The organism is Allobosea minatitlanensis (assembly GCF_964020775.1).
Genome location: NZ_OZ224509.1, coordinates 1,138,873 through 1,159,477 on the forward strand (window position 1 = coordinate 1,138,873; position 20,605 = coordinate 1,159,477).

General features: G+C 69.5%; 21 protein-coding genes. 10 read left to right on the forward strand and 11 right to left on the reverse strand.

Going from position 1 to position 20,605, the window contains the following annotated elements:
* Positions 1-17 precede the first annotated feature (17 nt).
* Together pepT and ACWH43_RS05410 are read left to right on the forward strand one after the other, a co-directional pair.
* Positions 18-1,256, forward strand: coding sequence for a peptidase T (pepT, locus tag ACWH43_RS05405; RefSeq protein WP_158443441.1), 1,239 nt, complete (start codon positions 18-20; stop codon positions 1,254-1,256).
* A gap of 84 nt (positions 1,257-1,340) precedes the next feature.
* On the forward strand, positions 1,341-2,696 hold the full coding sequence (locus ACWH43_RS05410; protein WP_448153413.1) for an ABC1 kinase family protein: 1,356 nt from the start codon (positions 1,341-1,343) through the stop codon (positions 2,694-2,696).
* Between the two features lie 301 nt (positions 2,697-2,997).
* Here ACWH43_RS05410 and ACWH43_RS05415 read toward each other — a convergent pair whose 3' ends face one another.
* Positions 2,998-4,425, reverse strand: coding sequence for a YfcC family protein (locus ACWH43_RS05415; protein ID WP_158443443.1), 1,428 nt, complete (start codon positions 4,423-4,425; stop codon positions 2,998-3,000).
* A 293-nt stretch (positions 4,426-4,718) separates the two neighbouring features.
* On the opposite strand from ACWH43_RS05415, the gene ACWH43_RS05420 reads away from it, so the two are divergent.
* Positions 4,719-5,003 carry an aa3-type cytochrome c oxidase subunit IV gene (locus ACWH43_RS05420; protein ID WP_448153414.1) on the forward strand — a complete coding sequence of 95 codons (285 nt, stop codon included), beginning with the start codon at positions 4,719-4,721 and terminating at the stop codon, positions 5,001-5,003.
* 109 nt (positions 5,004-5,112) lie between these two features.
* Here the strand turns inward: ACWH43_RS05420 and ACWH43_RS05425 are convergent, their stop codons facing one another.
* The 5 genes from ACWH43_RS05425 to ACWH43_RS05445 all read right to left on the reverse strand — a co-directional run bounded on the left by ACWH43_RS05425 (position 5,113) and on the right by ACWH43_RS05445 (position 8,548).
* On the reverse strand, positions 5,113-5,964 hold the full coding sequence (locus ACWH43_RS05425; protein ID WP_260349296.1) for a tetratricopeptide repeat protein: 852 nt from the start codon (positions 5,962-5,964) through the stop codon (positions 5,113-5,115).
* Positions 5,965-6,233: 269 nt separating this feature from the next.
* Positions 6,234-6,467 (reverse strand): 30S ribosomal protein S21, encoded by a 234-nt coding sequence (rpsU, locus tag ACWH43_RS05430; RefSeq protein ID WP_158443446.1) that lies wholly within the window; start codon positions 6,465-6,467, stop codon positions 6,234-6,236.
* 168 nt (positions 6,468-6,635) lie between these two features.
* Positions 6,636-7,733, reverse strand: a complete 1,098-nt coding sequence (locus ACWH43_RS05435; protein WP_158443447.1) for a 5-(carboxyamino)imidazole ribonucleotide synthase — start codon at positions 7,731-7,733, stop codon at positions 6,636-6,638.
* Complete coding sequence (purE, locus tag ACWH43_RS05440) at positions 7,730-8,230, reverse strand: 5-(carboxyamino)imidazole ribonucleotide mutase (protein WP_158443448.1); 501 nt, start codon at positions 8,228-8,230, stop codon at positions 7,730-7,732. The genes ACWH43_RS05435 and purE overlap by 4 nt, the downstream gene beginning before the upstream one ends.
* Positions 8,231-8,329: 99 nt before the next feature.
* Positions 8,330-8,548: a YdcH family protein gene (locus tag ACWH43_RS05445; protein ID WP_158443467.1), complete on the reverse strand. Its 219-nt coding sequence runs from the start codon at positions 8,546-8,548 to the stop codon at positions 8,330-8,332.
* Positions 8,549-8,777: 229 nt separating this feature from the next.
* On the opposite strand from ACWH43_RS05445, the gene ACWH43_RS05450 reads away from it, so the two are divergent.
* The 3 genes from ACWH43_RS05450 (at position 8,778) to ACWH43_RS05460 (ending at position 9,950) form a co-directional block, all read left to right on the forward strand.
* Positions 8,778-8,966 carry a YdcH family protein gene (locus tag ACWH43_RS05450; protein ID WP_158443449.1) on the forward strand — a complete coding sequence of 63 codons (189 nt, stop codon included), beginning with the start codon at positions 8,778-8,780 and terminating at the stop codon, positions 8,964-8,966.
* 184 nt (positions 8,967-9,150) lie between these two features.
* Positions 9,151-9,411 (forward strand): GlsB/YeaQ/YmgE family stress response membrane protein, encoded by a 261-nt coding sequence (locus ACWH43_RS05455; protein WP_158443450.1) that lies wholly within the window; start codon positions 9,151-9,153, stop codon positions 9,409-9,411.
* 32 nt (positions 9,412-9,443) lie between these two features.
* On the forward strand, positions 9,444-9,950 hold the full coding sequence (locus ACWH43_RS05460) for a YidB family protein (protein ID WP_158443451.1): 507 nt from the start codon (positions 9,444-9,446) through the stop codon (positions 9,948-9,950).
* A 207-nt stretch (positions 9,951-10,157) separates the two neighbouring features.
* Here ACWH43_RS05460 and ACWH43_RS05465 read toward each other — a convergent pair whose 3' ends face one another.
* Together ACWH43_RS05465 and ACWH43_RS05470 are read right to left on the reverse strand one after the other, a co-directional pair.
* Complete coding sequence (locus ACWH43_RS05465) at positions 10,158-11,786, reverse strand: acyl-CoA synthetase (protein ID WP_158443452.1); 1,629 nt, start codon at positions 11,784-11,786, stop codon at positions 10,158-10,160.
* Between the two features lie 203 nt (positions 11,787-11,989).
* Entirely contained in the window at positions 11,990-12,754 is a 765-nt protein-coding gene (locus ACWH43_RS05470) for a sulfite exporter TauE/SafE family protein (RefSeq protein ID WP_158443453.1), read from the reverse strand.
* Between the two features lie 167 nt (positions 12,755-12,921).
* Between ACWH43_RS05470 and ACWH43_RS05475 the strand changes: the two genes are divergently transcribed.
* Positions 12,922-14,856: a propionyl-CoA synthetase gene (locus ACWH43_RS05475; protein ID WP_158443454.1), complete on the forward strand. Its 1,935-nt coding sequence runs from the start codon at positions 12,922-12,924 to the stop codon at positions 14,854-14,856.
* A 94-nt stretch (positions 14,857-14,950) separates the two neighbouring features.
* Here the strand turns inward: ACWH43_RS05475 and ACWH43_RS05480 are convergent, their stop codons facing one another.
* Positions 14,951-15,679: a DUF1013 domain-containing protein gene (locus ACWH43_RS05480; RefSeq protein WP_158443455.1), complete on the reverse strand. Its 729-nt coding sequence runs from the start codon at positions 15,677-15,679 to the stop codon at positions 14,951-14,953.
* 202 nt (positions 15,680-15,881) lie between these two features.
* The gene (locus ACWH43_RS05485; RefSeq protein ID WP_158443456.1) at positions 15,882-16,880 is read right to left on the reverse strand and encodes an NAD(P)H-quinone oxidoreductase; all 999 of its coding nucleotides are present in this window, start codon (positions 16,878-16,880) and stop codon (positions 15,882-15,884) included.
* Between the two features lie 105 nt (positions 16,881-16,985).
* Here ACWH43_RS05485 and ACWH43_RS05490 point away from each other — a divergent pair, with 105 nt between their 5' ends.
* A complete protein-coding gene (locus tag ACWH43_RS05490) occupies positions 16,986-17,186 on the forward strand; it encodes a DUF1192 domain-containing protein (protein WP_158443457.1) in 201 nt (66 codons plus the stop codon).
* Between the two features lie 344 nt (positions 17,187-17,530).
* The gene (gene rcdA, locus ACWH43_RS05495; protein WP_158443458.1) at positions 17,531-18,061 is read left to right on the forward strand and encodes a protease adaptor protein RcdA; all 531 of its coding nucleotides are present in this window, start codon (positions 17,531-17,533) and stop codon (positions 18,059-18,061) included.
* 264 nt (positions 18,062-18,325) lie between these two features.
* On the opposite strand, the gene rpmE is transcribed toward rcdA, so the two are convergent.
* On the reverse strand, positions 18,326-18,562 hold the full coding sequence (gene rpmE / locus ACWH43_RS05500) for a 50S ribosomal protein L31 (protein ID WP_158443459.1): 237 nt from the start codon (positions 18,560-18,562) through the stop codon (positions 18,326-18,328).
* A 261-nt stretch (positions 18,563-18,823) separates the two neighbouring features.
* Here rpmE and ACWH43_RS05505 point away from each other — a divergent pair, with 261 nt between their 5' ends.
* The gene (locus tag ACWH43_RS05505; RefSeq protein WP_158443460.1) at positions 18,824-20,602 is read left to right on the forward strand and encodes an ABC transporter transmembrane domain-containing protein; all 1,779 of its coding nucleotides are present in this window, start codon (positions 18,824-18,826) and stop codon (positions 20,600-20,602) included.
* Positions 20,603-20,605 lie beyond the last annotated feature (3 nt).

Genomic DNA, 20,605 nt, shown 5'->3' on the forward strand with positions numbered 1-20,605 from the left:
TCGAGGATTTGCGTTCGATGAGCCTGAGAGACGAGTTGCTGGAGCGGTTCTTCCGCTATGTCGCGGTCGAGAGCCAGAGCGACGCCGCGGCCACGACGCTGCCGAGCACGCCGGGCCAGCAGCGGCTGGCGGAGCTGCTCGCGCAGGAGCTGCGCGGGCTCGGGCTCGATGATGTCGTCGTCGACGAGCATGCCACGGTCACGGCGGTCAAGCGCGGCGCCCGGCCCGATGCGCCGCGCATCGGCTTCATCGCCCATCTCGACACGGTCGATGTCGGCCTGTCGCCGGTCGTCAAGCCGCAATTGTTGCGCTTCGCGGGCGAGGATCTCTGCCTGAACGCGGAGCAAGGGATCTGGCTGCGGGTCGCCGAGCATCCGGAGATCCTGCCCTGGAAGGGGCACGACATCGTCTTCAGCGACGGCACCAGCGTGCTCGGCGCCGACAACAAGGCGGCGGTCGCGATCCTGATGACGCTGCTCGGGCGGCTCCGGGACGAGGACGGACATGGCGACATCCATGCCGCCTTCGTGCCGGACGAGGAGATCGGCCTGCGCGGCGCCAAGGCGCTCGATCTGGCGCGCTTCCCCTGCGATTTCGCCTATACCATCGACGGCTGCGCGGTCGGCGAGGTCGTCTACGAGAACTTCAACGCCGCCGGCGCCGAGATCGTCTTCACCGGCGTCACCGCCCATCCGATCTCGGCCAAGGGCGTGCTGGTCAACCCGCTGCTGATGGCGCAGGACTTCATCGCCGCCTTCGACCGGGCCGAGACGCCGGAGAACACCGAAGGCCGCGAGGGCTATGTCTGGTTCACCGACATGCGCGCGAATGCGGCGCAGGCGGTGCTCAAGGCCAATATCCGCGATTTCGACAAGGCCTCCTTCGCCGCCCGCAAGCAGCGGATCGCGGATGTCGCCGCGCAGATCGCCCGCCGCTATCCGACCGGGACGGTGACGGCGACGGTCAGCGACACCTATGGCAACATCAGCGACAGCCTCGGCGACGACCGCCGCCCGGTCGAGCTGCTGCTGACGGCGCTGAAGCAGTTGCAGATCGCCCCGAACATCCTGCCGATGCGCGGCGGCACGGACGGGGCGGCGCTCTCGGCGCGCGGCCTGCCGACGCCGAACTTTTTCACCGGCGGACTGAACTTCCACTCGCGCTTCGAGTTCCTGCCGGTGCCGGCCTTCGAGGCGTCCTACGAGGTGGCCCGGCGGATCTGCCTGCTCGCGGGGCAGGGCGGCGGCGCGGCGTGAGCGGCCGCGGGCCGCTTGCCGCATTGGCGGCGGGGGTGCCGCTGCCTACATGGTCGGGACGGGAACAGCGAAAGCGCCATGGGCATGTCCGAACGCGATAGCGAAGCCAACCGATTCTCCGCCCGGGCGGCGCGCTATGCCCGTGTCGGCGCGAATGTCGGCGGGGTGGCGGCGCGGATGGCGGGCGCCCGGCTCTTCGGCATGGAGGGGCGCGACGCCTCCAATGCCGAGGCGCTGGCGAAGGCCCTGGGCGGGCTGAAGGGGCCGATCATGAAGGTGGCGCAGCTCGTCGCCACCATTCCCAATGTGGTGCCGCCGGAATACGCCGCCGAATTGCAGAAGCTGCAGTCGCAGGCGCCGCCGATGGGCGCGGCCTTCGTCAAGCGGCGGATGATGGCCGAGCTCGGCGCCGGCTGGCGCGAGCGCTTCGGCGAATTCGACCTCCGGCCGGCGGCCGCGGCCTCGCTCGGGCAGGTGCACCGGGCGACGACGCTCGCCGGCGTGCCGCTCGCCTGCAAGCTGCAATATCCCGACATGGAATCGGCGGTGGAGGCCGATCTCGCCCAGCTCGAAGTGCTGTTCTCGCTGCACCGGCGCATGGGTGCGGTGATCGACACCAGCGAGATGGTCGAGGAGATCGGCGCCCGCATCCGCGAGGAGCTGGATTATCGGCGCGAGGCCAAGCATGTCGCGCTCTACCGGGCGATCCTGTCGGAGACGCCCGAGGTCCGCGTGCCGGCGCTGGAGCCTGCGCTCTCGACCAGGCGGCTGCTCAGCATGCACTGGCTCGACGGCAGCCCGATCTTGTCGCACAAGCAGGACGGGCAGGCGGCGCGCGACCGCATCTCGACCGCGATGTTCAGGGCCTGGTGGCGGCCCTTCAGCCATCACGGCGTCATCCATGGCGACCCGCATCTCGGGAACTACACGGTGTTCCCGGTCGACGGCGAGCCGCAAGGCATCAACCTGCTCGACTATGGCTGCATCCGCATCTTCCCGCCGAGCTTCGTCGAGGGCGTGGTCGATCTCTATCGCGGCCTGCAGCAGGGCGACGAGGCCCGCGTCGTCCACGCCTACGAGACCTGGGGCTTCAAGGGGCTGAGCAAGGATCTGGTCGACACGCTCAACATCTGGGCGCGCTTCATCTACGGGCCGCTGCTGGAAGATCGCGTCAGGCGCATCGCCGAGGATGTCAGCCCCGCCGAATACGGCCGCAAGCAGGCCTTCCAGGTGCATCAGGCGCTGAAGAAGCGCGGGCCGGTGACGGTGCCGCGCGAATTCGTCTTCATGGACCGCGCCGCGATCGGACTCGGCGGCGTCTTCCTGCATCTCGACGCCGAATTGAACTTCCACCGGCTGTTCGAGGCGGAGATCGAGGGGTTTTCGGTGGAAGGCGTGGCAGAGCGGCAGGCGAAGGCGCTGGCGAAGGCGGGGCTCTGACCGGCTGCCGGACTGGCGCCCATGAATGCGACAATGATCCAGCCAGCGCGGGGAACCCTCTCCCGTAGGGAGAGGGCAGGGTGAGGGGTCGGCCGTTCGACGCTGTGCCCGTGACCTGACCGCGGCCGCTGTGAGGTTGCGCTTACTGGTCGAAGGGCCGACACCTCACCCCTGCCCCTCTCCTTACAGGAGAGGGGTTCCCCGCGCCGTCTGCACAATCGAGGATTCGGGGCTCATCGCTGCGTGATGCTCAACCATCTCGATGAGATGGCTTGGCAGCGGCAACGCCCATCGCAGCTCTTCAGAGCGGGCCCCAGTGGATCCAGACGCCGACGATCAGCGAGACCACCGAGATCACAAACCAGACGCCGACCAGCGGCAGGACGAAACGCACCCAGCGGCCATAGGCGATGCCGGAGGTGGCGAGCACGGCCATCAGCACGCCCGAGGTCGGGTTGATGCAGTTCATGATGCCCTCGCCGAGCAGCACCGACTGGACCGTGACCTGACGGGTGAGATGCAGCGCGTCGCCGAGCGGCGCGAAGATCGGGATCAGCGCCGCCGATTCGCCCGAGCCCGAGGAAATCGCGACATGCATCGCCGCGGCGCTGACGAACATGCCGATCGCCGCGACCATCGGCGAGAGCGGCTCGAGCAGGCTCGACAGCGCGTTGACGATCGGGTCGAGGATCTTGCCGTCGGCGAGCACGATCGAGATGGCGCGGGCGAGGCCGACGATGAAGGCGCCCGGCACCAGCTTGCCGCTGCCGCGCAGGAACTCGTCGGCGATCGCGCTCGGGCCCATCCGGCAGATCAGCCCGCCGCCGATGGCGATGATCAGGAACATCGCGGTCATTTCCGGCTCGCCCCATTTCCAGCGCAGCGTGCCGATGATGAAGACGACCAGCGAGACCGCGGCGAGGCCGAGCGCCAGCCATTGCGCGCCGGACATCGCCGCCTGCGAGGCGGCCGCCTTGTCGGAGACGGCGCGCTGCGCCTCGGTCATGGTCGCGCCAATGTTGCGGGCGCGGCAGCGCCGGGCATAGAGGGCGAGGAAGGCGATCGTCGCCAGCAGGAAGGCGATGCCGACCACGGCGCGCAGCTCCATGCCGGAGAACAGCGGCAATTCGGCGAGGCGCTGCGACAGGCCGGTGGTCAGCGGGCTCAGCACCGCCGAATTGAAGCCGGAATAGGCGCCGAGATAGATCAGCCCGACGCCGAACTCGACCGGCAGGTTCATCGAGCTCGCGATCAGCAGGCCGAGCGGCACGAAGGCCACGACCGAATTGGCGACGATGCCGAGCGTGCCGAGCAGCGAGAAGATGGCGCAGACGATGACGATCACCGTCAGGTCGCCCGAGCGCGAGGCGCCGCTCAGCCGGTGCAGGGCGCCGGCGACCGTGCCGGTCTTCTCCAGCACGGCGAGCGTGCCGCCGGTGAACAGGATCAGGAAGATGATCGAGGCCGAATTGACGACGCCGGTCGCGATCGCGGTGAAGATGCGGCCGGGCAGCACGCCCTGCTGCGGCACGGCATGGAGGCTGCCGGGCACGACGAAGCTCACCCCGTCCTTCATCACGCGCTGGAATTCGCCGGCGGGGATGATCCAGGTGGCGAGGGCGGCGACGACGAGAATGCAGAACAGCAGCACATAGGGGCTGGTCGGCTTCTTGTCCTTGCCGGCGCGCGCCGCGGCGGCCGGGGGCTTCTGGAGGTCTGCGACTGTCATGATCTTGTCCTGGAGGCGGGTGGGGCAACCCCAGGAGCGGCGAGGCTCGTTCCTCGCCGCCGCGGCCCGCCAAGCTGAGCTTTCGATGTCGGGCGTCGCCATGCATCGGCAGCATGGAGCAGGCCCCGGTGGCGATGACGGGTAGACCGCGCGAGGGCCGGTTTCAACACTGCGGGGGTCATGGCCGGGGTGCAGCCGTGGTGGGACGGGCACCGGCCGCGGCTCTCCGTTGCCGACCTCGCGCGCCTGCGCTACACGGCTCTTTGGAAACCGTTTCTTGTCAGGATGAGACCATGGCCGATCACGCCCATCACGCCAATGTCCCCTCGATGGACTATTCCGAGCATGAGCGGACCTATACCGGCTTCGTGCACATCGCCGAGGTCGCCACCTCGGTCAGCCTGGCGATCGTGGCGGCCCTCGCGGTCGGCGGCGTCAAGCATGCCTGGGGCACGGCGCTGGTCGGCACGCTTCTCGCCGTGATCTCCGCCGGCGTCGGCATCGCCTCGGACAAGATTTCCTGGCGCGCTCCGGTCGCCGTCCTGGTGCTGATGCTGCTGGCGCTGCTGCTCTACTGAATCCGTCCCCGGCGACATCCGCCCTCCGGTTCCGGGAGGGACGTGGCAAGACATGAAAAAGGCCGGTTCGCGCCGGCCTTTTTCATGGTCGCTCCGGTATCCCGGGCCTTCAGCTCCGGAAGAGGCCGCCGCCGCCGCCCAGCCGCGCCTGGCCGGCACGGGCCTGGGCGTTGTTGCCGTCGAGGCCGAGCGCGCGCTGATAGGATTGCTGGGCCTCGGATTTCTGGCCGAGCTTCTCCTGGGCGAAGCCGCGACCGGCCCAGGCATCGGCGTTGCGGTTGTCGACGTTGAGGGCCGCGGTGAAGTCCTCCAGCGCCGCATCGTATTTGCCCAGCGCGTTCAGGCTCTGGCCGCGGGCGATATAGGGCGGGGCGGTGTAGGGGTTGCGGTCGATCACCGAGTCGAAATCGGTGACGGCGTGCTGGTTCTGCCCTTCCTTCTGGTAGACGAGGCCGCGGGCATGGAACGCCTCGGCCGATTCGGGGTTGAGCCGGATCGCCGTGTTGAGGTCGGACAGGGCCTGCTGCAGATTGCCCTGCTGGCGCAGCAGGTTGGCGCGGGCGACATAGGCCGGCGCGTAGTTCGGGTTGGCGGTGGTGGCCTTGTTGAAATCGGCCATGGCGGCGTCGTTGCGCCCGCTCTGGCGCAGGGCCAGGCCGCGATTCGTATAGGCGGAAGCGAGATTGGGGTCGAGCTGCACCGCCTTGGTGAAGTCGCTGATCGCATCCGAATAGCGGCCGACGCGGGCATAGGCGGCGCCGCGGGTGTTGTAGGCGCCCGGATCGTTCGGGTTGCGGCTGATGACCTCGCTCAGCGAGCCGATATTGACGCTCGCATCGGCGCCGGCGCTGGTGTCGAGCACGGCCACGGAGGGCTGGGAGGAGATGCCGGAAACGCTGTCGCACCCGGCCAGCGCCACGGCCATGCCGGCTGCCGCCAACCAATAACTGCCTCGGATCATGCTTCGCCTCATCGATCTCGGCCTCGTCGGTCCCGTGTTTCGCCTGTCGCGGCGCTCCCGTCCAGCGGAAGCCGGGCCCGCAAGCCCGCCGCGGCGTGATCGCGCCTCCCGGCCCGCTGCCGGGGCCGAACGGCGTCTCTCCAGAGAAAACTACCGGAACAAGCCAAAACTTGGTTAACGCGCCTGAAAAACAAGAACGCCCGGAGCGGACTCCAGGCGCCTGTCATTCTCGGCCCCATCCTGGGCCGCGCGAGGCGGCCCGGCGAGGATCAGGGGCGCTTGGCCTTGGCCGGCGCCGGCAGCAGGCCTTCGCGCTGCATCTTCTTGCGCACCAGCTTGCGGGCGCGGCGGACGGCCTCGGCCTTCTCGCGCGCCTTCTTCTCGGAGGGCTTCTCGTAATGGCCGCGGAGCTTCATCTCGCGGAAGATGCCTTCGCGCTGCATCTTCTTCTTGAGGGCGCGAAGAGCCTGGTCGACATTGTTGTCGCGAACGAGAACCTGCACGTGAGTGTCCGTCTTTAACGAGTTGATCCAATGATGCGGGCCGGCGACGCCGCTATGCGGATCGCGCGAAGGTCCGTGCCGATAACAGGATTCCGTCCGGCTGTCCACGGCAGGGCGCGGCGAAAATGCAGCCTCGCCGGTTTTTGATCGCGCCCGGGCCGGGTCGCGTCAGCGCTCGGCCCGGATGCGCGTGACATGGCCCATCTTGCGGCCCGGCCGGGCGTCGCGCTTGCCGTAGAGATGCAGATGCGCGCCCGGCTCGGCCAGGATCTCGCGCCAGCGCAGCGCGGCCTCGCCGATCAGATTCTCCATCTCGGCCCGGCCCCGCCGCGCCGGCGAGCCGAGCGGGAAGCCGCAGACGGCGCGGACATGCTGGTGGAACTGCGAGGTGTCGGCGCCCTCGCTGGTCCAGTGCCCGGAATTGTGCACGCGCGGGGCGATCTCGTTGACGATCACGCGCTCGGCGCCGCCCTCGGCCAGCACGAACATCTCGACGGCGAAGACGCCGACATAGCCCAGCGCCTCGCCGATGCGGCGGGCGGCGTCGATCGCGGCGGCGGCCGCCGCCGCGCCGAGCTGCGCCGGAACGCGGGTGAAGGCGAGGATGTGGTCGCGATGCTCGTTCTCGCAGACGTCGAAAGCGGCGAAGGCGCCGTCGAGCCCGCGCGCCGCGACGACCGAGACCTCGCGCTCGAAGGGCACGAAGCCTTCGAGGATCGCGGGGAAGCGCCCGATCGTCTCATAGGCGTCGGCGAGGTCGGTGCCGGGCGCGATCTTGACCTGGCCCTTGCCGTCATAGCCGAAGCGGCGGGTCTTCAGCACCGAGGGCCGGCCGAGCGCCGCCACCGCCTCTTCGAGATCGGCCAGCGAATCGACGGCGCGGAAGGGAGCGACGGCGAGGCCGAGGCCGTCGACGAAGCTCTTCTCGCTGAGGCGGTCCTGCGTCACCGCGAGCGCGCGGGCGCCCGGATGCAGCGGCGTGCGCGCCGCCAGGAAGGCGGCGGTGGCCGCCGGCACGTTCTCGAACTCGTAGGTCACGACGTCGACGGTGTCGGCGAAGCGGGCCAGCGCCGCCTCGTCGTCATAGCCGGCGATGGTGTGGCGGGCGGCGACGTCGAAGGCCGGGCTGTCCGCTTCCGGCGCGAAGATGTGGCAGCGTATGCCGAGATCGGCCGCGGCGAGCGCGATCATGCGGGCGAGCTGCCCGCCGCCGAGGATGCCCAGCATGGCGCCGGGGGCGAGGCCGGTCGGGACGGGCGCGCTCATGCCTCGTCCCGGCGCGGGCGCTCGGCGATGGCCTCGCTCTGGCGGGCGCGATAGGCGTCGAGCCGCGCCGCCAGCGCCTCGTCCGAGAGGGCGAGCACGGCGGCGGCCAGCAGCGCGGCGTTGACCGCGCCGGCCCGCCCGATGGCGAGCGTGCCGACCGGGATACCGGCCGGCATCTGGACGATGGAGAGCAGGCTGTCCTGCCCCGAGAGCGCCTTCGATTCGACCGGCACGCCGAAGACCGGCAGCGGCGTCAGCGAGGCGGCCATTCCGGGCAGGTGGGCGGCGCCGCCGGCGCCGGCGATCACCACCTTGAAGCCCTCGGCCTTGGCGCCCCTGGCGAAGGCGAAGAGCCGCTCCGGCGTGCGGTGGGCCGAGACGATGCGGGCGTCGTAGGGGATGGCGAGGGCGTCGAGCGCCTCGGCCGCATGGCGCATCGTCGCCCAGTCGGACTCGCTGCCCATGATGATGGCGACGGGGGGGCTGGTCTGGGCCATGGATGCTCGGGGCTCCGCCTCGGGAAGCGCGCGATCTAGACCGCCCCGCATCCGATAGGCAAGCCCGGAATCGGCCGCAGCGGACGGCGGCTGCCGGGCTCAGGCGATGATGTCCGGCGTCAGCGCGTCCTCGATCTGGGCGATGCGGTCCTTCAGATAGAGCTTGCGCTTCTTCAGCCGCTGCACCTGGATCTGGTTGACCGGGCCGACGCGCTCCAGCGCGTCGATGGCGCTGTCGAGATCGCTGTGCTCCTCGCGCAGCCGCGCCAGCTCCGCGGTGAAGGTCTCGACCTCTTCCGGGCTGAGCTCGAATCCCATGGCCATCTCATCGTCGCCGTAGTTTGGCGCGACTATGCCTTCGCCGCCCCGCGCACGGCAAGAGCGCGGGGTGGCGCAAGCCGGCGCGACGCGCCATAATCACCGCTTCCCGCAAGATCGGCCGGGCAGGATCACAGAATCTCATGAATGCCGTGTGACGGCGCGGGGCAGACGCGAAGCCGGCTTTCTGTCAGACTGGCCCGGTCAACCGCTCATCAGGAGGATCCAGATGTCGTTGCAGACCCGTCTCATCGAACTCGAGCGCAAGCATCGCCAACTCGAAGATGCGATCGCTCAGGCCGTGGCGAGTCCCTCATCGAGCGATCTCACAGTCGCGGAGCTGAAGCGGAAGAAGTTGTTGCTGAAGGACGAGATCGAGCGCGTCAGGCTGACCATGCCGGAGCCGACCCTCCATTGAACAGGAGACCATAGCGCCAGCCCATGGCGCATCGTTTGATGCGGTATCGAACCGGCCCTCCGCGGGCCGGTTCTTTTTTGCGCGCCGGCGCGCTCCCGATGGAACCTTTCCGCCGCAGGGCCGTTCAGGCGTGGCGCTGCGGCACCGCCGTTCAAGCGCGGCGCCTCAGCATGGGAGGGCGAGCATGGGCATCATCTGGACCATCATCATCGGCTTCATCGCAGGCATCATCGCGAAGTTCGTCACGCCGGGCTCGAACGAGCCGTCGGGCTTCATCCTGACGACGATCCTGGGCATCGTCGGCGCCTTCGTGGCGACCTATCTCGGCCAGTCCCTGGGCTGGTACGCGCCGGGCGAAGGAGCTGGGCTGATCGGCGCGGTCGTCGGCGCCGTCATCGTCCTGTTGGTTTGGGCGATGATCAGTGGACGCCGCAGTTCCGTCTGATCCCCGCTGAGTTCGAAGAAGGAGAGCGTCTCGTGAGCAATGATGGCAAGAGCAGCGGCTTCCCGTCGCTAACCGCCCTGCTGGGCCTCCTCGCCGTCGCCGGCTACCAGCATCGCGACCAGATCGCCGACTGGTTCCGCAACAATGTCGGCGGCGGGCAGGAAGCTCCGCCGGCCGGCGGCGGACAGGCCGCCGGCCAGGCCCCGGAGCAGCAGGCGGGCGGCGGGCTTCTCGGCGGGCTCGGCGGTCTCCTCGGCGCCGGCGGGGCCGGCGCGGTCCTGAGCAGCGGCCTCGGTGAGCTGGTCGACCGCTTCAACCAGGCCGGGCAGGGCGACAAGGCCAATTCCTGGGTCGGGACCGGGCCCAACCAGGACGTCGCCCCGTCAGATCTCGAGCAGGCGCTCGGGCCGGAGGTGCTCGACGCCATCGCCAAGCAGACCGGGCTTTCGCGCGAGGACCTGCTGGCGCGGCTTTCCAAGGTCCTGCCCGACGCCGTCGACCGCTATACGCCCGGCGGCAGCCTGCACGGCGCCGCCTGAGGCCCGCGGAGGCGAGCGGGCGCAGCGTGCCGTGGTCTTTCTAGCTGGCCGTCCCGGGTTTCGCCCGGGGCGGCCGCGCTTGCCGGTGGCATGCTGATTTACGAGGAAACGCGGTGTCATGCCGGGCTTGACCCGGGACCCATGCCGGAGCGTTTCCGATGGAGGTTCGGGCATGAACCTCGGATCTCCGCGTCGACACAGCGCGCTTCAGAGCGCGCGCGCCATCTCGCGCAGGCGGAACTTCTGGATCTTGCCGGTCGAGGTCTTGGGGATCTCGGTGAAGACCACCGTGCGCGGGCATTTGAACGCGGCCAGGTGCTCCCGGCACCAGGCGACGAGCTCGGCCTCCGTCGCGGGCTTGCCCGGCTTCAATTCGACGAAGGCGCAGGGCGTCTCGCCCCATTTCTCGTCCGGCCGGGCCACCACCGCCGCCGCCTGCACCGCCGGGTGCTTGTAGAGCGCGTCCTCGACCTCGATCGAGGAGATGTTCTCCCCGCCCGAGATGATGATGTCCTTCGAGCGGTCCTTGAGCTGGATGTAGCCGTCCGGGTAGCGCACGCCGAGGTCGCCGGTGTGGAACCAGCCGCCGGCGAAGGCGGCGCCGGTCGATTTCGGGTTCTTGAGATAGCCCTTCATCACGACGTTGCCGCGCATCATCACCTCGCCCAGCGTCTCGCCGTCGCGCGGGACGGGCCGCATCGTCTCGGGGTCGAGCACGTCGAGCCCTTCCAGCGCCGGGTAGCGCACGCCCTGGCGCGCCTTCTTCGCGGCCTGCTCCGCGGCGGGAAGGGCGTTCCAGTCGTCGTTCCAGTCGTTGACGACGGAGGGGCCGTAGCATTCGGTCAGGCCGTAGAGATGGGTCACCTCGAAGCCCGCCTGCTTCATGCCGGCGAGCACGGCCTCCGGCGGCGGCGCCGCGGCGGTGAAGAAGGAGACCGTCTGCGGGAAGTCGCGGCGCTCCTCGGCCGGCGCGTTGAGCAGCGTCGACATCACGATCGGCGCGCCGCACAGATGCGTGACGCCATGGTCGGCGAGCGCGTCGTACATCGCCCTGGCCCGGACCTGGCGCAGGCAGACATGGGTGCCGGCGACGATCGAGATCGTCCAGGGGAAGCACCAGCCGTTGCAGTGGAACATCGGCAGCGTCCAGAGATAGACCGGATGGCGGCCGAGATTGCCGGTGATGACGTTGGAGGTGGCGAGCAGGCTCGCGCCGCGATGGTGGTAGACCACGCCCTTGGGGTCGCCGGTGGTGCCGGAGGTGTAGTTCAGCGCGATCGCGTCCCATTCGTCATCGGGCATCCGCCAGTCGAAACCGGGGTCGCCCGAGGCCAGGAAATCCTCGTATTCGACGCTGCCCAGCCGCTCGCCCGGCCCGTCATAGACCGGGTCGTCATAGTCGATGACCAGGGGCTTCGCCTTGCAGAGGGCGAGCGCCTCCCGGATCGTCTTCGAGAATTCGCGGTCGGCGATCAGCGCCTTGGCCTCGCCATGGTCGAGCGAGAAGGCGATGATCGCGGCGTCGAGCCGGGTGTTGAGCGTGTTCAGCACCGCGCCGGCCATGGGCACGCCGTAATGGCATTCGAGCATGGCCGGGGTGTTCGGCAGCATCGCGGCGACGGTGTCGTTCTTGCCGATGCCGTGCCGCGCCAGCGCCGAGGCGAGGCGGCGCGCGCGGGCATAGAACTCGGCATAGGAGCGCCGCAGCGGTCCGTGGACGATCGCCGTGCGGTCGGGGAAGACGGCCGCGGCGCGCTCGAGGAAGGTCAGCGGCGTCAGCGGCTGATGATTGGCCGGGTTGCGATCGAGATCGGTATCGTAAGCCGAACGGGTCATGGAGGCGCCTTCTGCCGAAACGTCCGCGCAGGCCTAGAGCATCGGACCGAGAAGTGGAATCCACTTCTCGGAAAAATCCGATGCACCGGCAATGGGATAGATCGTCGTTACCGCGTCCGGAAGGACGCGCGATGATCTAGCGGCCCGCGCCTGCCGAGGTAATCCATCCTTTTTTCCGATGCGGCGCAATCGCGCAGCCGGGCTCAGGCGAAAGGATGCAGGCCCTGCAGCCCGTCGAAGACGAGCTTGAGCCCGACCAGCAGCAGCAGCCAGTAGATGTAGACGTAGAAGCGCTCGGCCGGAACGCGCCGGACCAGCCAGACGCCGGCGAAGGTCGCGGCGACGGCGACCGGCAGCAGCGCCGCCGAGGCGAGGAGATTCGCGGCGCTGAACTGGCCGAGCGCGAGATAGGGCACGACCTTCACCAGGTTCATCGCGGCGAAGAAGATCGCCCCGGTGCCGACGAAGACCGCCGGCGGCAGCCTCTGCGGCATGACGTAGATCTGGAAGGGCGGGCCGCCGGCATGGGCGATCATGCTGGTGAAGCCGCAGACGAAGCCCCAGAGGCTGCCCGCCCCCCAGCGCGCCCGCGTCACCACCGGCTCGCGGCGCCCGTCGCCGAGCATGCGCCGCAGCGCGAAGCCGATCGAGATCGCCCCGACCGCCAGCCCGACCGCGGCGTCGGAGACCTGCGCGGCCAGGAGATAGCCGGCGAGCACGCCGATGAAGGCGCCGGGCGCCAGCGTCGCGAGGTTGCGCAGGTCGAATTCGCGGCGATAGGACCAGACCGTCACCACGTCCTGCGCGATCAGCAGCGGCAGCATGATCGCGGCCGCCGTCACCGGCGAGACGACCAGCGCCATCAGCGGCAGCGAGAGCAGGCCCAGGCCGGCGAAACCGCCCTTCGACAGCCCCATCAGGATGACGGCCGGCACCATGGCGGCGAAGAAGGCGGCGTCGAAGGTCATGGCGGACCGGATTTCGCGGGCGGGAAAGGCGGATGGGCGAAAGTCTGAGACGGCGGTGCTTGCGCCAGGCGGGCGGAATGCGCAGGGTTCCCGGCAAAACCGCCTCGCGAACCGCCGGCCCGCCCGCGAGGCTTTAGGACGAAACCCGGCGAAGAGGAACGCTTCCGATGAATGCCTCGCATGCGGCGCCCGCGCCCTCATCCTCGGCCTATCGCGAAACCTATGCGCGCTGGCAGGCCGATCCGGCCGCCTATTGGCTGGAGGTCGCCAAGGGGATCGACTGGATCAGGCCGCCGCAGAAGGCCTTCGACCCCGCGGCGGGGATCTATGGCCGCTGGTTTCCCGACGCGACCTGCAACACCTGCTTCAACGCGCTCGACCGGCATGTGCGCGACGGCCGCGGCGGGCAGACGGCGCTGATCTACGACAGCCCCGTCACCGCGACCAAGGCGCGCTACACCTATGCCCAGATGCTGGAGGAGGTCGCGGCGCTCGCCGCCGTGCTCCAGGACCTCGGCGTCGGCAAGGGCGACCGCGTCATCGTCTACATGCCGATGGTGCCGGAGGCCGCCTTCGCCATGCTGGCCTGCGCGCGCATCGGCGCCGTGCATTCGGTGGTGTTCGGCGGCTTCGCGGCCAAGGAGCTGGCGACGCGCATCGACGACGCCACGCCCAAGGTGATCCTGACCGCGAGCTGCGGCGTCGAGCCGACCCGCGTGGTCGAATACAAGCCCCTGCTCGACGGGGCGATCGAAATGGCCCGGCACAAGCCGGAGGCCTGCGTCGTGCTGCAGCGGCCGCAGGCCGAGGCCTCGATGCAGGCGAGCCGCGACAGGAACTGGCGCAGCCTCGTCGCCGCCGCCAAGGCGGCGGGGCGCCAGGCGGAATGCGTCGAGGTCGCGGCGACCGACCCGCTCTACATCCTCTACACCTCCGGCACGACCGGCCGGCCCAAGGGCGTGGTGCGCGACAATGGCGGCCACATGGTCGTGCTCAAGGAGACGATGGACCAGCTCTACGACGTCGGGCCGGGCGAGGTGATGTTCACCGCCTCCGATGTCGGCTGGGTGGTCGGCCACGGCTACATCGTCTACGCGCCGCTGATCCAGGGCGCGACCACCGTGCTCTACGAGGGCAAGCCGGTCGGCACGCCCGATCCCGGCGCCTTCTGGCGCGTCGTGGCCGAGCATGGCGTCAAGGCGCTGTTCACGGCGCCGACCGCCTTCCGCGCCATCCGCAAGGAGGACCCGCAGGGCAAGCATCTTGCCGGCCACGACCTGTCGCGCTTCAAGGCATTGTTCCTCGCCGGCGAGCGGGCCGATCCCGAGACGCTGAAATGGGCCGAGGACCTGCTCGGGGTGCCGGTGATCGACCATTGGTGGCAGACCGAAAGCGGCTCGCCCATCGTCGGCAACCCGCTGGGCCTCGGCCTGCTGCCGATCAAGCACGGCTCGCCGACCGTGCCGCTGCCGGGCTGGGACGTGCGGTGCCTCGACGAGGGCGGCCATCCGGTCGCGCCGGGCACGATGGGCGCGATCGTGCTGAAGCTGCCGCTGCCGCCGGGCGCGCTGCCGACGCTCTGGAACGACGATGCCCGCTTCGAGGACAGCTATCTCGCGACCTATCCGGGCTTCTACAACACCTCGGATGCCGGCTTCATCGACGCGGACGGCTATGTCTTCATCATGGGCCGCACCGACGACATCATCAACGTCGCCGGTCACCGGCTCTCGACCGGCGGCATGGAGGAGGTGCTGGCGGCGCATGCCGCCGTGGCGGAATGTGCGGTCGTCGGCATCCGCGACGCGCTCAAGGGCGAGCAGCCCTGCGGCTTCGTCGTGCTCAAGGCCGGCGTCAGCCAGTCGCAGGAGGAGATCGAGCGCGAGCTGGTCGCGCTGGTGCGCGAGCGGATCGGCCCGGTGGCGGCCTTCAAGCTGGCGGTGACGGTGGGCCGGCTGCCGAAGACCCGCTCCGGCAAGATCCTGCGCGCGACGATGAAGAAGATCGCCGATGGCGAGGACTACGCCGTGCCGGCGACGATCGAGGACGTCGCGGTGCTGGCCGAGATCGGCACGGCGCTGAAGGGCAGGGGGATCGGGTAGGGACCCCGGGAACCGCTACGGGGTCATCCCGGATCGGCGCCGCCGACGCGGCCTGTCCGGGATGAAGGCGTTGCGGGATGGAGCTCCGAGGGCCTCAGCCCTCGTCGTCCTCGTCATCCGTGCGCTTGAGCTGCTTGAGCTTGGCGAAGACGGAATCGACGTCGATCTGCGCCTCCTCCTCGCGCTTCGGCCGGCTCATATCGGCGAAGGGCTGCGGCTCGGCGTGGACGGGCTCGGGGGCCGTGGTCTCCTCGGCGGAGAGCAGGGTCGAGCCGGCCTCGGCCAGCGCGGCCGGGCGGTCCTTGGCGGCGCGGGCCACCTCGAAATCCAGGTCGATCTGCGAGCACAGGCCGAGGCTGACCGGGTCGATCGGCGTCAGCGACTGGGCGTTCCAGTGGGTGCGGTCGCGGATCTGCGCGATGGTCGACTTGGTCGTGCCGATCAGGCGGATGATCTGCGCGTCCTTGAGCTCGGGGTGGTTGCGCAGCAGCCAGAGGATGGCGTTCGGCCGGTCCTGGCGCTTCGAGACCGGGGTGTAGCGCGGGCCCTTGGTGCGCTTGATCTCGGGCACCTTCACCTTGCGCTCGGCGAGGCGCAACTGGTGGTTCGGGTTCTTGGCGGCGCGCTCCAGCTCCTCGCGGGTGAGCTGGCCCGAGGTGATCGGGTCGAGGCCCTTGATGCCGGCCGCCACCTCGCCATCGGCGATGCCGCGCACCTCGAGCGGGTGCAGCTTGCAGAACTCGGCGATCTGCTCGAAGGTCAGCGAGGTGTTCTCGACCAACCAGACCGCGGTGGCCTTGGGCATCAGCGGGGTTTGTGACACGGGCGTCTCCTGAAATGCCCTGGCGCCGTCGCAGGCTCGGCAGGGCTTAGGTCGCGGACAATAGCTCTCATGCGCCGACCGGCCTCCTCGGCCGGCCATCCAAATCATCGACGATGAGCAGGATGGCGCGCCTTATAGGCGAGGGCGTGGCCGGTGTCCACGAAAAGCGTGCGTGACGCGCGCGCTCCTCGCAATGCGGCCCTCACACCGTCAGCACGATCTTGCCGATATGGGCGCTCGATTCCATCAGCCGGTGCGCTTCCGCCGCCTCGGCGAGCGGGAAGGTCGCGTGCACCTGCGGCTTGCAGCGCCCGGCCTGCAGCAGCGGCCAGACCTTCTCCTGGAGCTCGGCGGCGATGGCGGCCTTCTCGGCCACGGTGCGCGGACGCAGGGTCGAGCCTGTATGGGTCAGCCGCTTCAGCATCAGCCGGCTGAAATTGGCGCTGGCCTTCGGGCCGTTGAGGAAGGCGATCTGGACGATGCGGCCCTGGTCGGCCGCGGCCTCGTAGTTGCGGTCGATATAGTCGCCGCCGACCATGTCGAGGATCAGGTTCACGCCGCGCCCGCCGGTCGCGGCCTTCGCCGCCGCGACGAAATCCTCGCTGCGATAGTCGATGGCGTTGTCGGCGCCGAGAGCGCGGCAGGCCCGGCACTTCTCGGCGGAACCGGCGGTCGCCAGCACCGTCGCGCCGAAGGCCTTGGCGAGCTGGATCGCCGTGGTGCCGATGCCCGAGGAGCCGCCATGGACGAGGAAGCTCTCGCCGGCCTGCAGCCGCCCGCGCTGGAAGACGTTGCTCCAGACGGTGAAATAGGTTTCCGGCACGGCGCCGGCCTCGACCAGCGACAGCCCTTCCGGCACCGGCAGGGCATTGCTCTCATGCACCACCGCGTATTCGGCATAGCCGCCCCCGGCGACGAGGGCGCAGACCGCCTCGCCGGGCGCGAAGCGCGTCGCCCCCGGGCCGCGCCCCACGACGGTGCCGGCGAATTCGAGCCCGGGAATGTCGGAGGCGCCCGGCGGCGGATTGTAGCCGCCCTGGCGCTGCAAGACGTCCGGCCGGTTGATGCCGGCGGCGGCGACGGCGACGAGGATCTCGCCCGGGCCCGGCTGCGGCACAGGGCGGGTTTCCGGCCGCAGGACGTCGGGGCCGCCGGGTGCCGTGATGCCGATCACGGTCATCGTCTGGGGAAGGGCGGGCATGGTCTGTCTCCTCGGGCGGCGCCGGCCATGCTGCGGTGCAGCTTGGCGCGGCGGGATGGAGATGTTTAGCCTGCCCGCTCGATTTTGGTGAGATGCGAGGCTGCCATGTCGTTATTTTCCGAGGATGACCGCCCGAAGCCGAAGAGCGTCCATGAGATCGGGCAGGACCTGTCGACGCTGTCGCTGGAGGAGATCGATGAGAGGATCGCCGCGCTCAGGGCGGAGATCGAGCGGCTGACGGAGGCGCGGGCCGGCAAGAGTGCCTCGCGCGCCGCAGCCGACGCCTTTTTTCGCCGGCCGGCCTGAAAAGGCGCGTGCGGAGACGCCCCGTTAAGAGGTCGTTAAAGATTCCAAAGTATGAATCTGACCATCCAGTTTGTCTGGATGTCGAGTGGCTCCTGCCTACTCTGTTTGACGCCTCCCTGTTGACCTCACGAGCCGCCCCTGGCGGCTCTTTTTTTGTCGGGCGACCCGGTGCGGCGGGCGCGGGCGGGCTGCCTTTTTCTCGCCACGAGGCTTCTATCTCCGTTAAGGTTAACGATATCCTACCGACGCCCGGCATCGTTAACGGCGCTATTCTTGCGGTGTCGACGGCATGATCCGCGTGGCGTTCCAGAGGCGCACGCGGTTGTGCCGATGGGAGACACCGTATGAACGACGCCCAGTTGCTGGAGCCGCAGGCGCAGGAGGGAGCGATCTCCTTCGCGCGCGGCTTCGTCCGGTCCGAGGCCTTCATGATGCTGTTTCGCGAGGGGATGGGGCTGGTCGAGCAGACCGCGGCCTATCTCGACGGCGACGGGCGCAAGGACTCCGCGGCGCTGCCGCGCGAGGTCGCGCTGACCTACGCCACCGAGAGCATGCGCCTGACCACGCGGCTGATGCAGATCGCCTCCTGGCTCCTGGTGCAGCGCGCGGTGGCCGAGGGCGAGATGACCGCCGAGCAGGCCCGCGCCGAGCACAGCAAGGTCAAGGTCGGCGACCCGATGCTGCCGCCGGCCGAGCATATCGCCGCGCAGTTGCCCGAGCGCCTGCGCGGGCTGATGGCCCATTCGCTCCGTCTGCAGGCGCGCATCCAGCATCTCGAGGAGCAGATGTGGGGCGTTGCGCCGCTGCGGGAGCTGGCGAATCCGGTGCAGGACCAGCTTGCCAGCCTGCAGGCCCGGCTCGGCCTGGGGCGCTGAGGGCTGCCATTTTCGCAAGGAAACCCGCCGTCATTCCGGGGCGGCCCGAAGGGCTGAGCCCGGAACCCATGAACACGACGTTCCCGAGAAGGACCGGGTTTCGTCCGGTGACGGCGGTGTTCATGGGTTCCGGGCTCAAGCGCTGCACGCTTGCCCCGGAATGACGGCGAGGTTCCGTCGTCGATCTCACGCGAAAGCAAAAAACCCGGCCGCGAGGCCGGGTTTTCGCATTGTCGCGGAGGAGGCGGCGGGGCCGCGCTCTACTCACTTCTTGCCGAGCGCGCCCAGGCCGCCGAAGCGGGAGTTGAAGCGCGAGACGCGGCCGCCGCGGTCCATGAGCTGCTGGGTGCCGCCGGTCCAGGCCGGGTGGGTCTTGGGGTCGATGTCGAGGTTCAGCGTGTCGCCTTCCTTGCCGTAGGTCGAACGGGTCAGGTACTCGCTGCCATCGGTCATCACGACCTTGATGGTGTGGTAGTCGGGGTGGATGCCGGTCTTGGCCATGGCGAAATCCTCGAAACTCGAAAAAACGGGCGTAATCGACAAGCAGGCGAGCCTGCCCGGCCCGTCGAAAGAATTCGGATGAGCCTGTCGTGAAGTCGCGTGCACATATCGCAGACGCAGGCGCAGTGCAAGTTCGGCCCGCATGCCGCCTGCGGCGATGCGGCATTTGCCAAGACTTGCCCGATCGGGTTTGAGCGGTGTTGAAGATTGCTATCCTTCCAGGGCGTGCCGATGCGCGCGTGACCGCAGGAGTTCCAGCGCGTGGCCGAAACCGAGGGCAAGACCAGCAAGGCACGACCCGACTTCCGCTCGCTCGCGACCTTCTGGCCCTATGCCCGCGCGCAGAAGCGGCGGATCGCCGCGGCGCTGGTCGCGCTCGTCGTCGCCTCGCTGGCGACGCTGGTGCTGCCGGTCGCGGTGCGACGGGTCATCGATGTCGGCTTCGCCGGCGGCGAGCGGCAGCTCGCCAACAGCTATTTCATCCTGCTGATCGGGGTCGTCGCCGTGCTGGCGCTGGCGAGCTCGGCGCGATTCTATCTGGTGATGACGGTCGGCGAGCGCATCGTCGCCTCGCTGCGCGCCGACGTCTTCCGGCATCTGACGCGGCTCGAGCCCGCCTTCTTCGATTCGAGCAAGGCGGGCGATCTCGTCTCGCGGCTCACCGCCGATACGACGCAGATCAAGTCGACCTTCGCCTCGACCGCCTCGATCGCCTTGCGCAACGCCATCATGGCGCTCGGCGCGCTCGCGCTGATGGTGGCGACGAGCCCGCGGCTCTCGGCCATCGTCATCGGCGTCATCCCGCTGATCGTGATTCCGCTGGTGATGTCGGGCCGTTCGGTCCGGCGCCGGGCGCGGATGGCGCAGGACCGGCTGGCCGAGGCCTCCGCCTTCGCGGCGGAAGCCGTCGGCGCCATCCGCACCATGCAGTCCTTCGGCGCGGCGCGGCAGACATCGGCCCGTTTCGAGGCCGCCTCCGACGAGGCCTACGCCGCCTCGCGCGGCGCCACCGCCTCGCGGGCGCTGCTTTCCGGCGTCGCGATCTTCCTGGTCTCGGCCAGCGTCGTCTGCGTGCTCTGGACCGGCGCGACCGAGGTGTTCGACGGGCGGATGAGCGGCGGACGGCTGTCGCAGTTCATCCTCTACGCGGTGCTGGCGGCGAGCTCGCTCGGCCAGCTCTCGGAGGTCTATGGCGACATCAGCGCGGCGGCCGGCGCCTCCGGCCGGCTCGGCGAGATCCTGGCGATGAAGCCCGCCATCGCCGCCCCGCCGCATCCCAGGCCGATGCCGGAGCCCTCGCTGGGCGAGCTCGCCTTCGAGGACGTCTCCTTCAGCTATCCGGGGCGCGAGGCCTCGGCGCTGCATCATCTGAGCTTCTCGATCCGCCCGGGTGAGCGCATCGCGCTGGTCGGCCCGTCGGGCGCGGGCAAGAGCACGGTGCTGCAACTGGCGCTGCGCTTCTACGATCCGCAGGGCGGGCGCGTCATGGTCGACGGCGTCGCCGGGCCGGAGGCCGAGCCGGACGCCTGGCGGGAGCGCTTCGCGCTGGTGCCGCAGGAGCCGACGGTGTTCGGTGTCTCGGTTCGGGACAATATCGCCTATGGCCGCCCCGGCGCCACCCAGGACGAGGTCGAGGAGGCGGCGCGGCTTGCCGCGGCGGACGGCTTCATCCGGGAGTTGCCGGAGGGCTACGACACCATCGTCGGCGAGCGCGGCGTGACGCTTTCCGGCGGGCAGCGACAGCGGCTCGCGATCGCGCGCGCCGTCTTGAAGGACGCGCCGATCCTGCTGCTCGACGAGGCCACCAGCGCACTCGATTCGGAGAGCGAGCGCGCGGTGCAGGACGCGCTCGACCGGTTGATGCGGGGGCGCACGACGCTCGTGGTCGCGCACCGGCTCGCCACCATTCTTTCCGCCGACCGCATCCTCGTGATGGAGGAGGGGCGCATCGTCGAGCAGGGCAGCCATGCCGAGCTCAAGGCGCGCGGCGGGCTCTATGCCAGGCTGGCGGCGCTGCAGTTCGGGCTGGAGGCGGCGTGAGCG

Bases quoted from the DNA above. Each gene is read 5' to 3' on its own strand.
- pepT (WP_158443441.1), top strand. From the start codon at position 18: ATGAGCCTGAGAGACGAGTTGCTGGAGCGGTTCTTCCGCTATGTCGCG.
- ACWH43_RS05450 (WP_158443449.1), top strand. From the start codon at position 8,778: ATGTCGTTGCAGACCCGTCTCATCGAACTCGAGCGCAAGCATCGCCAA.
- ACWH43_RS05420 (WP_448153414.1), top strand. From the start codon at position 4,719: ATGGCCGATCACGCCCATCACGCCAATGTCCCCTCGATGGACTATTCC.
- rcdA (WP_158443458.1), top strand. From the start codon at position 17,531: ATGAACGACGCCCAGTTGCTGGAGCCGCAGGCGCAGGAGGGAGCGATC.
- purE (WP_158443448.1), bottom strand. From the start codon at position 8,230: ATGGCCCAGACCAGCCCCCCCGTCGCCATCATCATGGGCAGCGAGTCC.
- ACWH43_RS05470 (WP_158443453.1), bottom strand. From the start codon at position 12,754: ATGACCTTCGACGCCGCCTTCTTCGCCGCCATGGTGCCGGCCGTCATC.
- rpmE (WP_158443459.1), bottom strand. From the start codon at position 18,562: ATGGCCAAGACCGGCATCCACCCCGACTACCACACCATCAAGGTCGTG.
- ACWH43_RS05465 (WP_158443452.1), bottom strand. From the start codon at position 11,786: ATGACCCGTTCGGCTTACGATACCGATCTCGATCGCAACCCGGCCAAT.
- ACWH43_RS05485 (WP_158443456.1), bottom strand. From the start codon at position 16,880: ATGCCCGCCCTTCCCCAGACGATGACCGTGATCGGCATCACGGCACCC.
- ACWH43_RS05475 (WP_158443454.1), top strand. From the start codon at position 12,922: ATGAATGCCTCGCATGCGGCGCCCGCGCCCTCATCCTCGGCCTATCGC.
- ACWH43_RS05415 (WP_158443443.1), bottom strand. From the start codon at position 4,425: ATGACAGTCGCAGACCTCCAGAAGCCCCCGGCCGCCGCGGCGCGCGCC.
- ACWH43_RS05425 (WP_260349296.1), bottom strand. From the start codon at position 5,964: ATGATCCGAGGCAGTTATTGGTTGGCGGCAGCCGGCATGGCCGTGGCG.
- ACWH43_RS05455 (WP_158443450.1), top strand. From the start codon at position 9,151: ATGGGCATCATCTGGACCATCATCATCGGCTTCATCGCAGGCATCATC.
- ACWH43_RS05490 (WP_158443457.1), top strand. From the start codon at position 16,986: ATGTCGTTATTTTCCGAGGATGACCGCCCGAAGCCGAAGAGCGTCCAT.
- ACWH43_RS05435 (WP_158443447.1), bottom strand. From the start codon at position 7,733: ATGAGCGCGCCCGTCCCGACCGGCCTCGCCCCCGGCGCCATGCTGGGC.
- ACWH43_RS05410 (WP_448153413.1), top strand. From the start codon at position 1,341: ATGTCCGAACGCGATAGCGAAGCCAACCGATTCTCCGCCCGGGCGGCG.
- ACWH43_RS05445 (WP_158443467.1), bottom strand. From the start codon at position 8,548: ATGGGATTCGAGCTCAGCCCGGAAGAGGTCGAGACCTTCACCGCGGAG.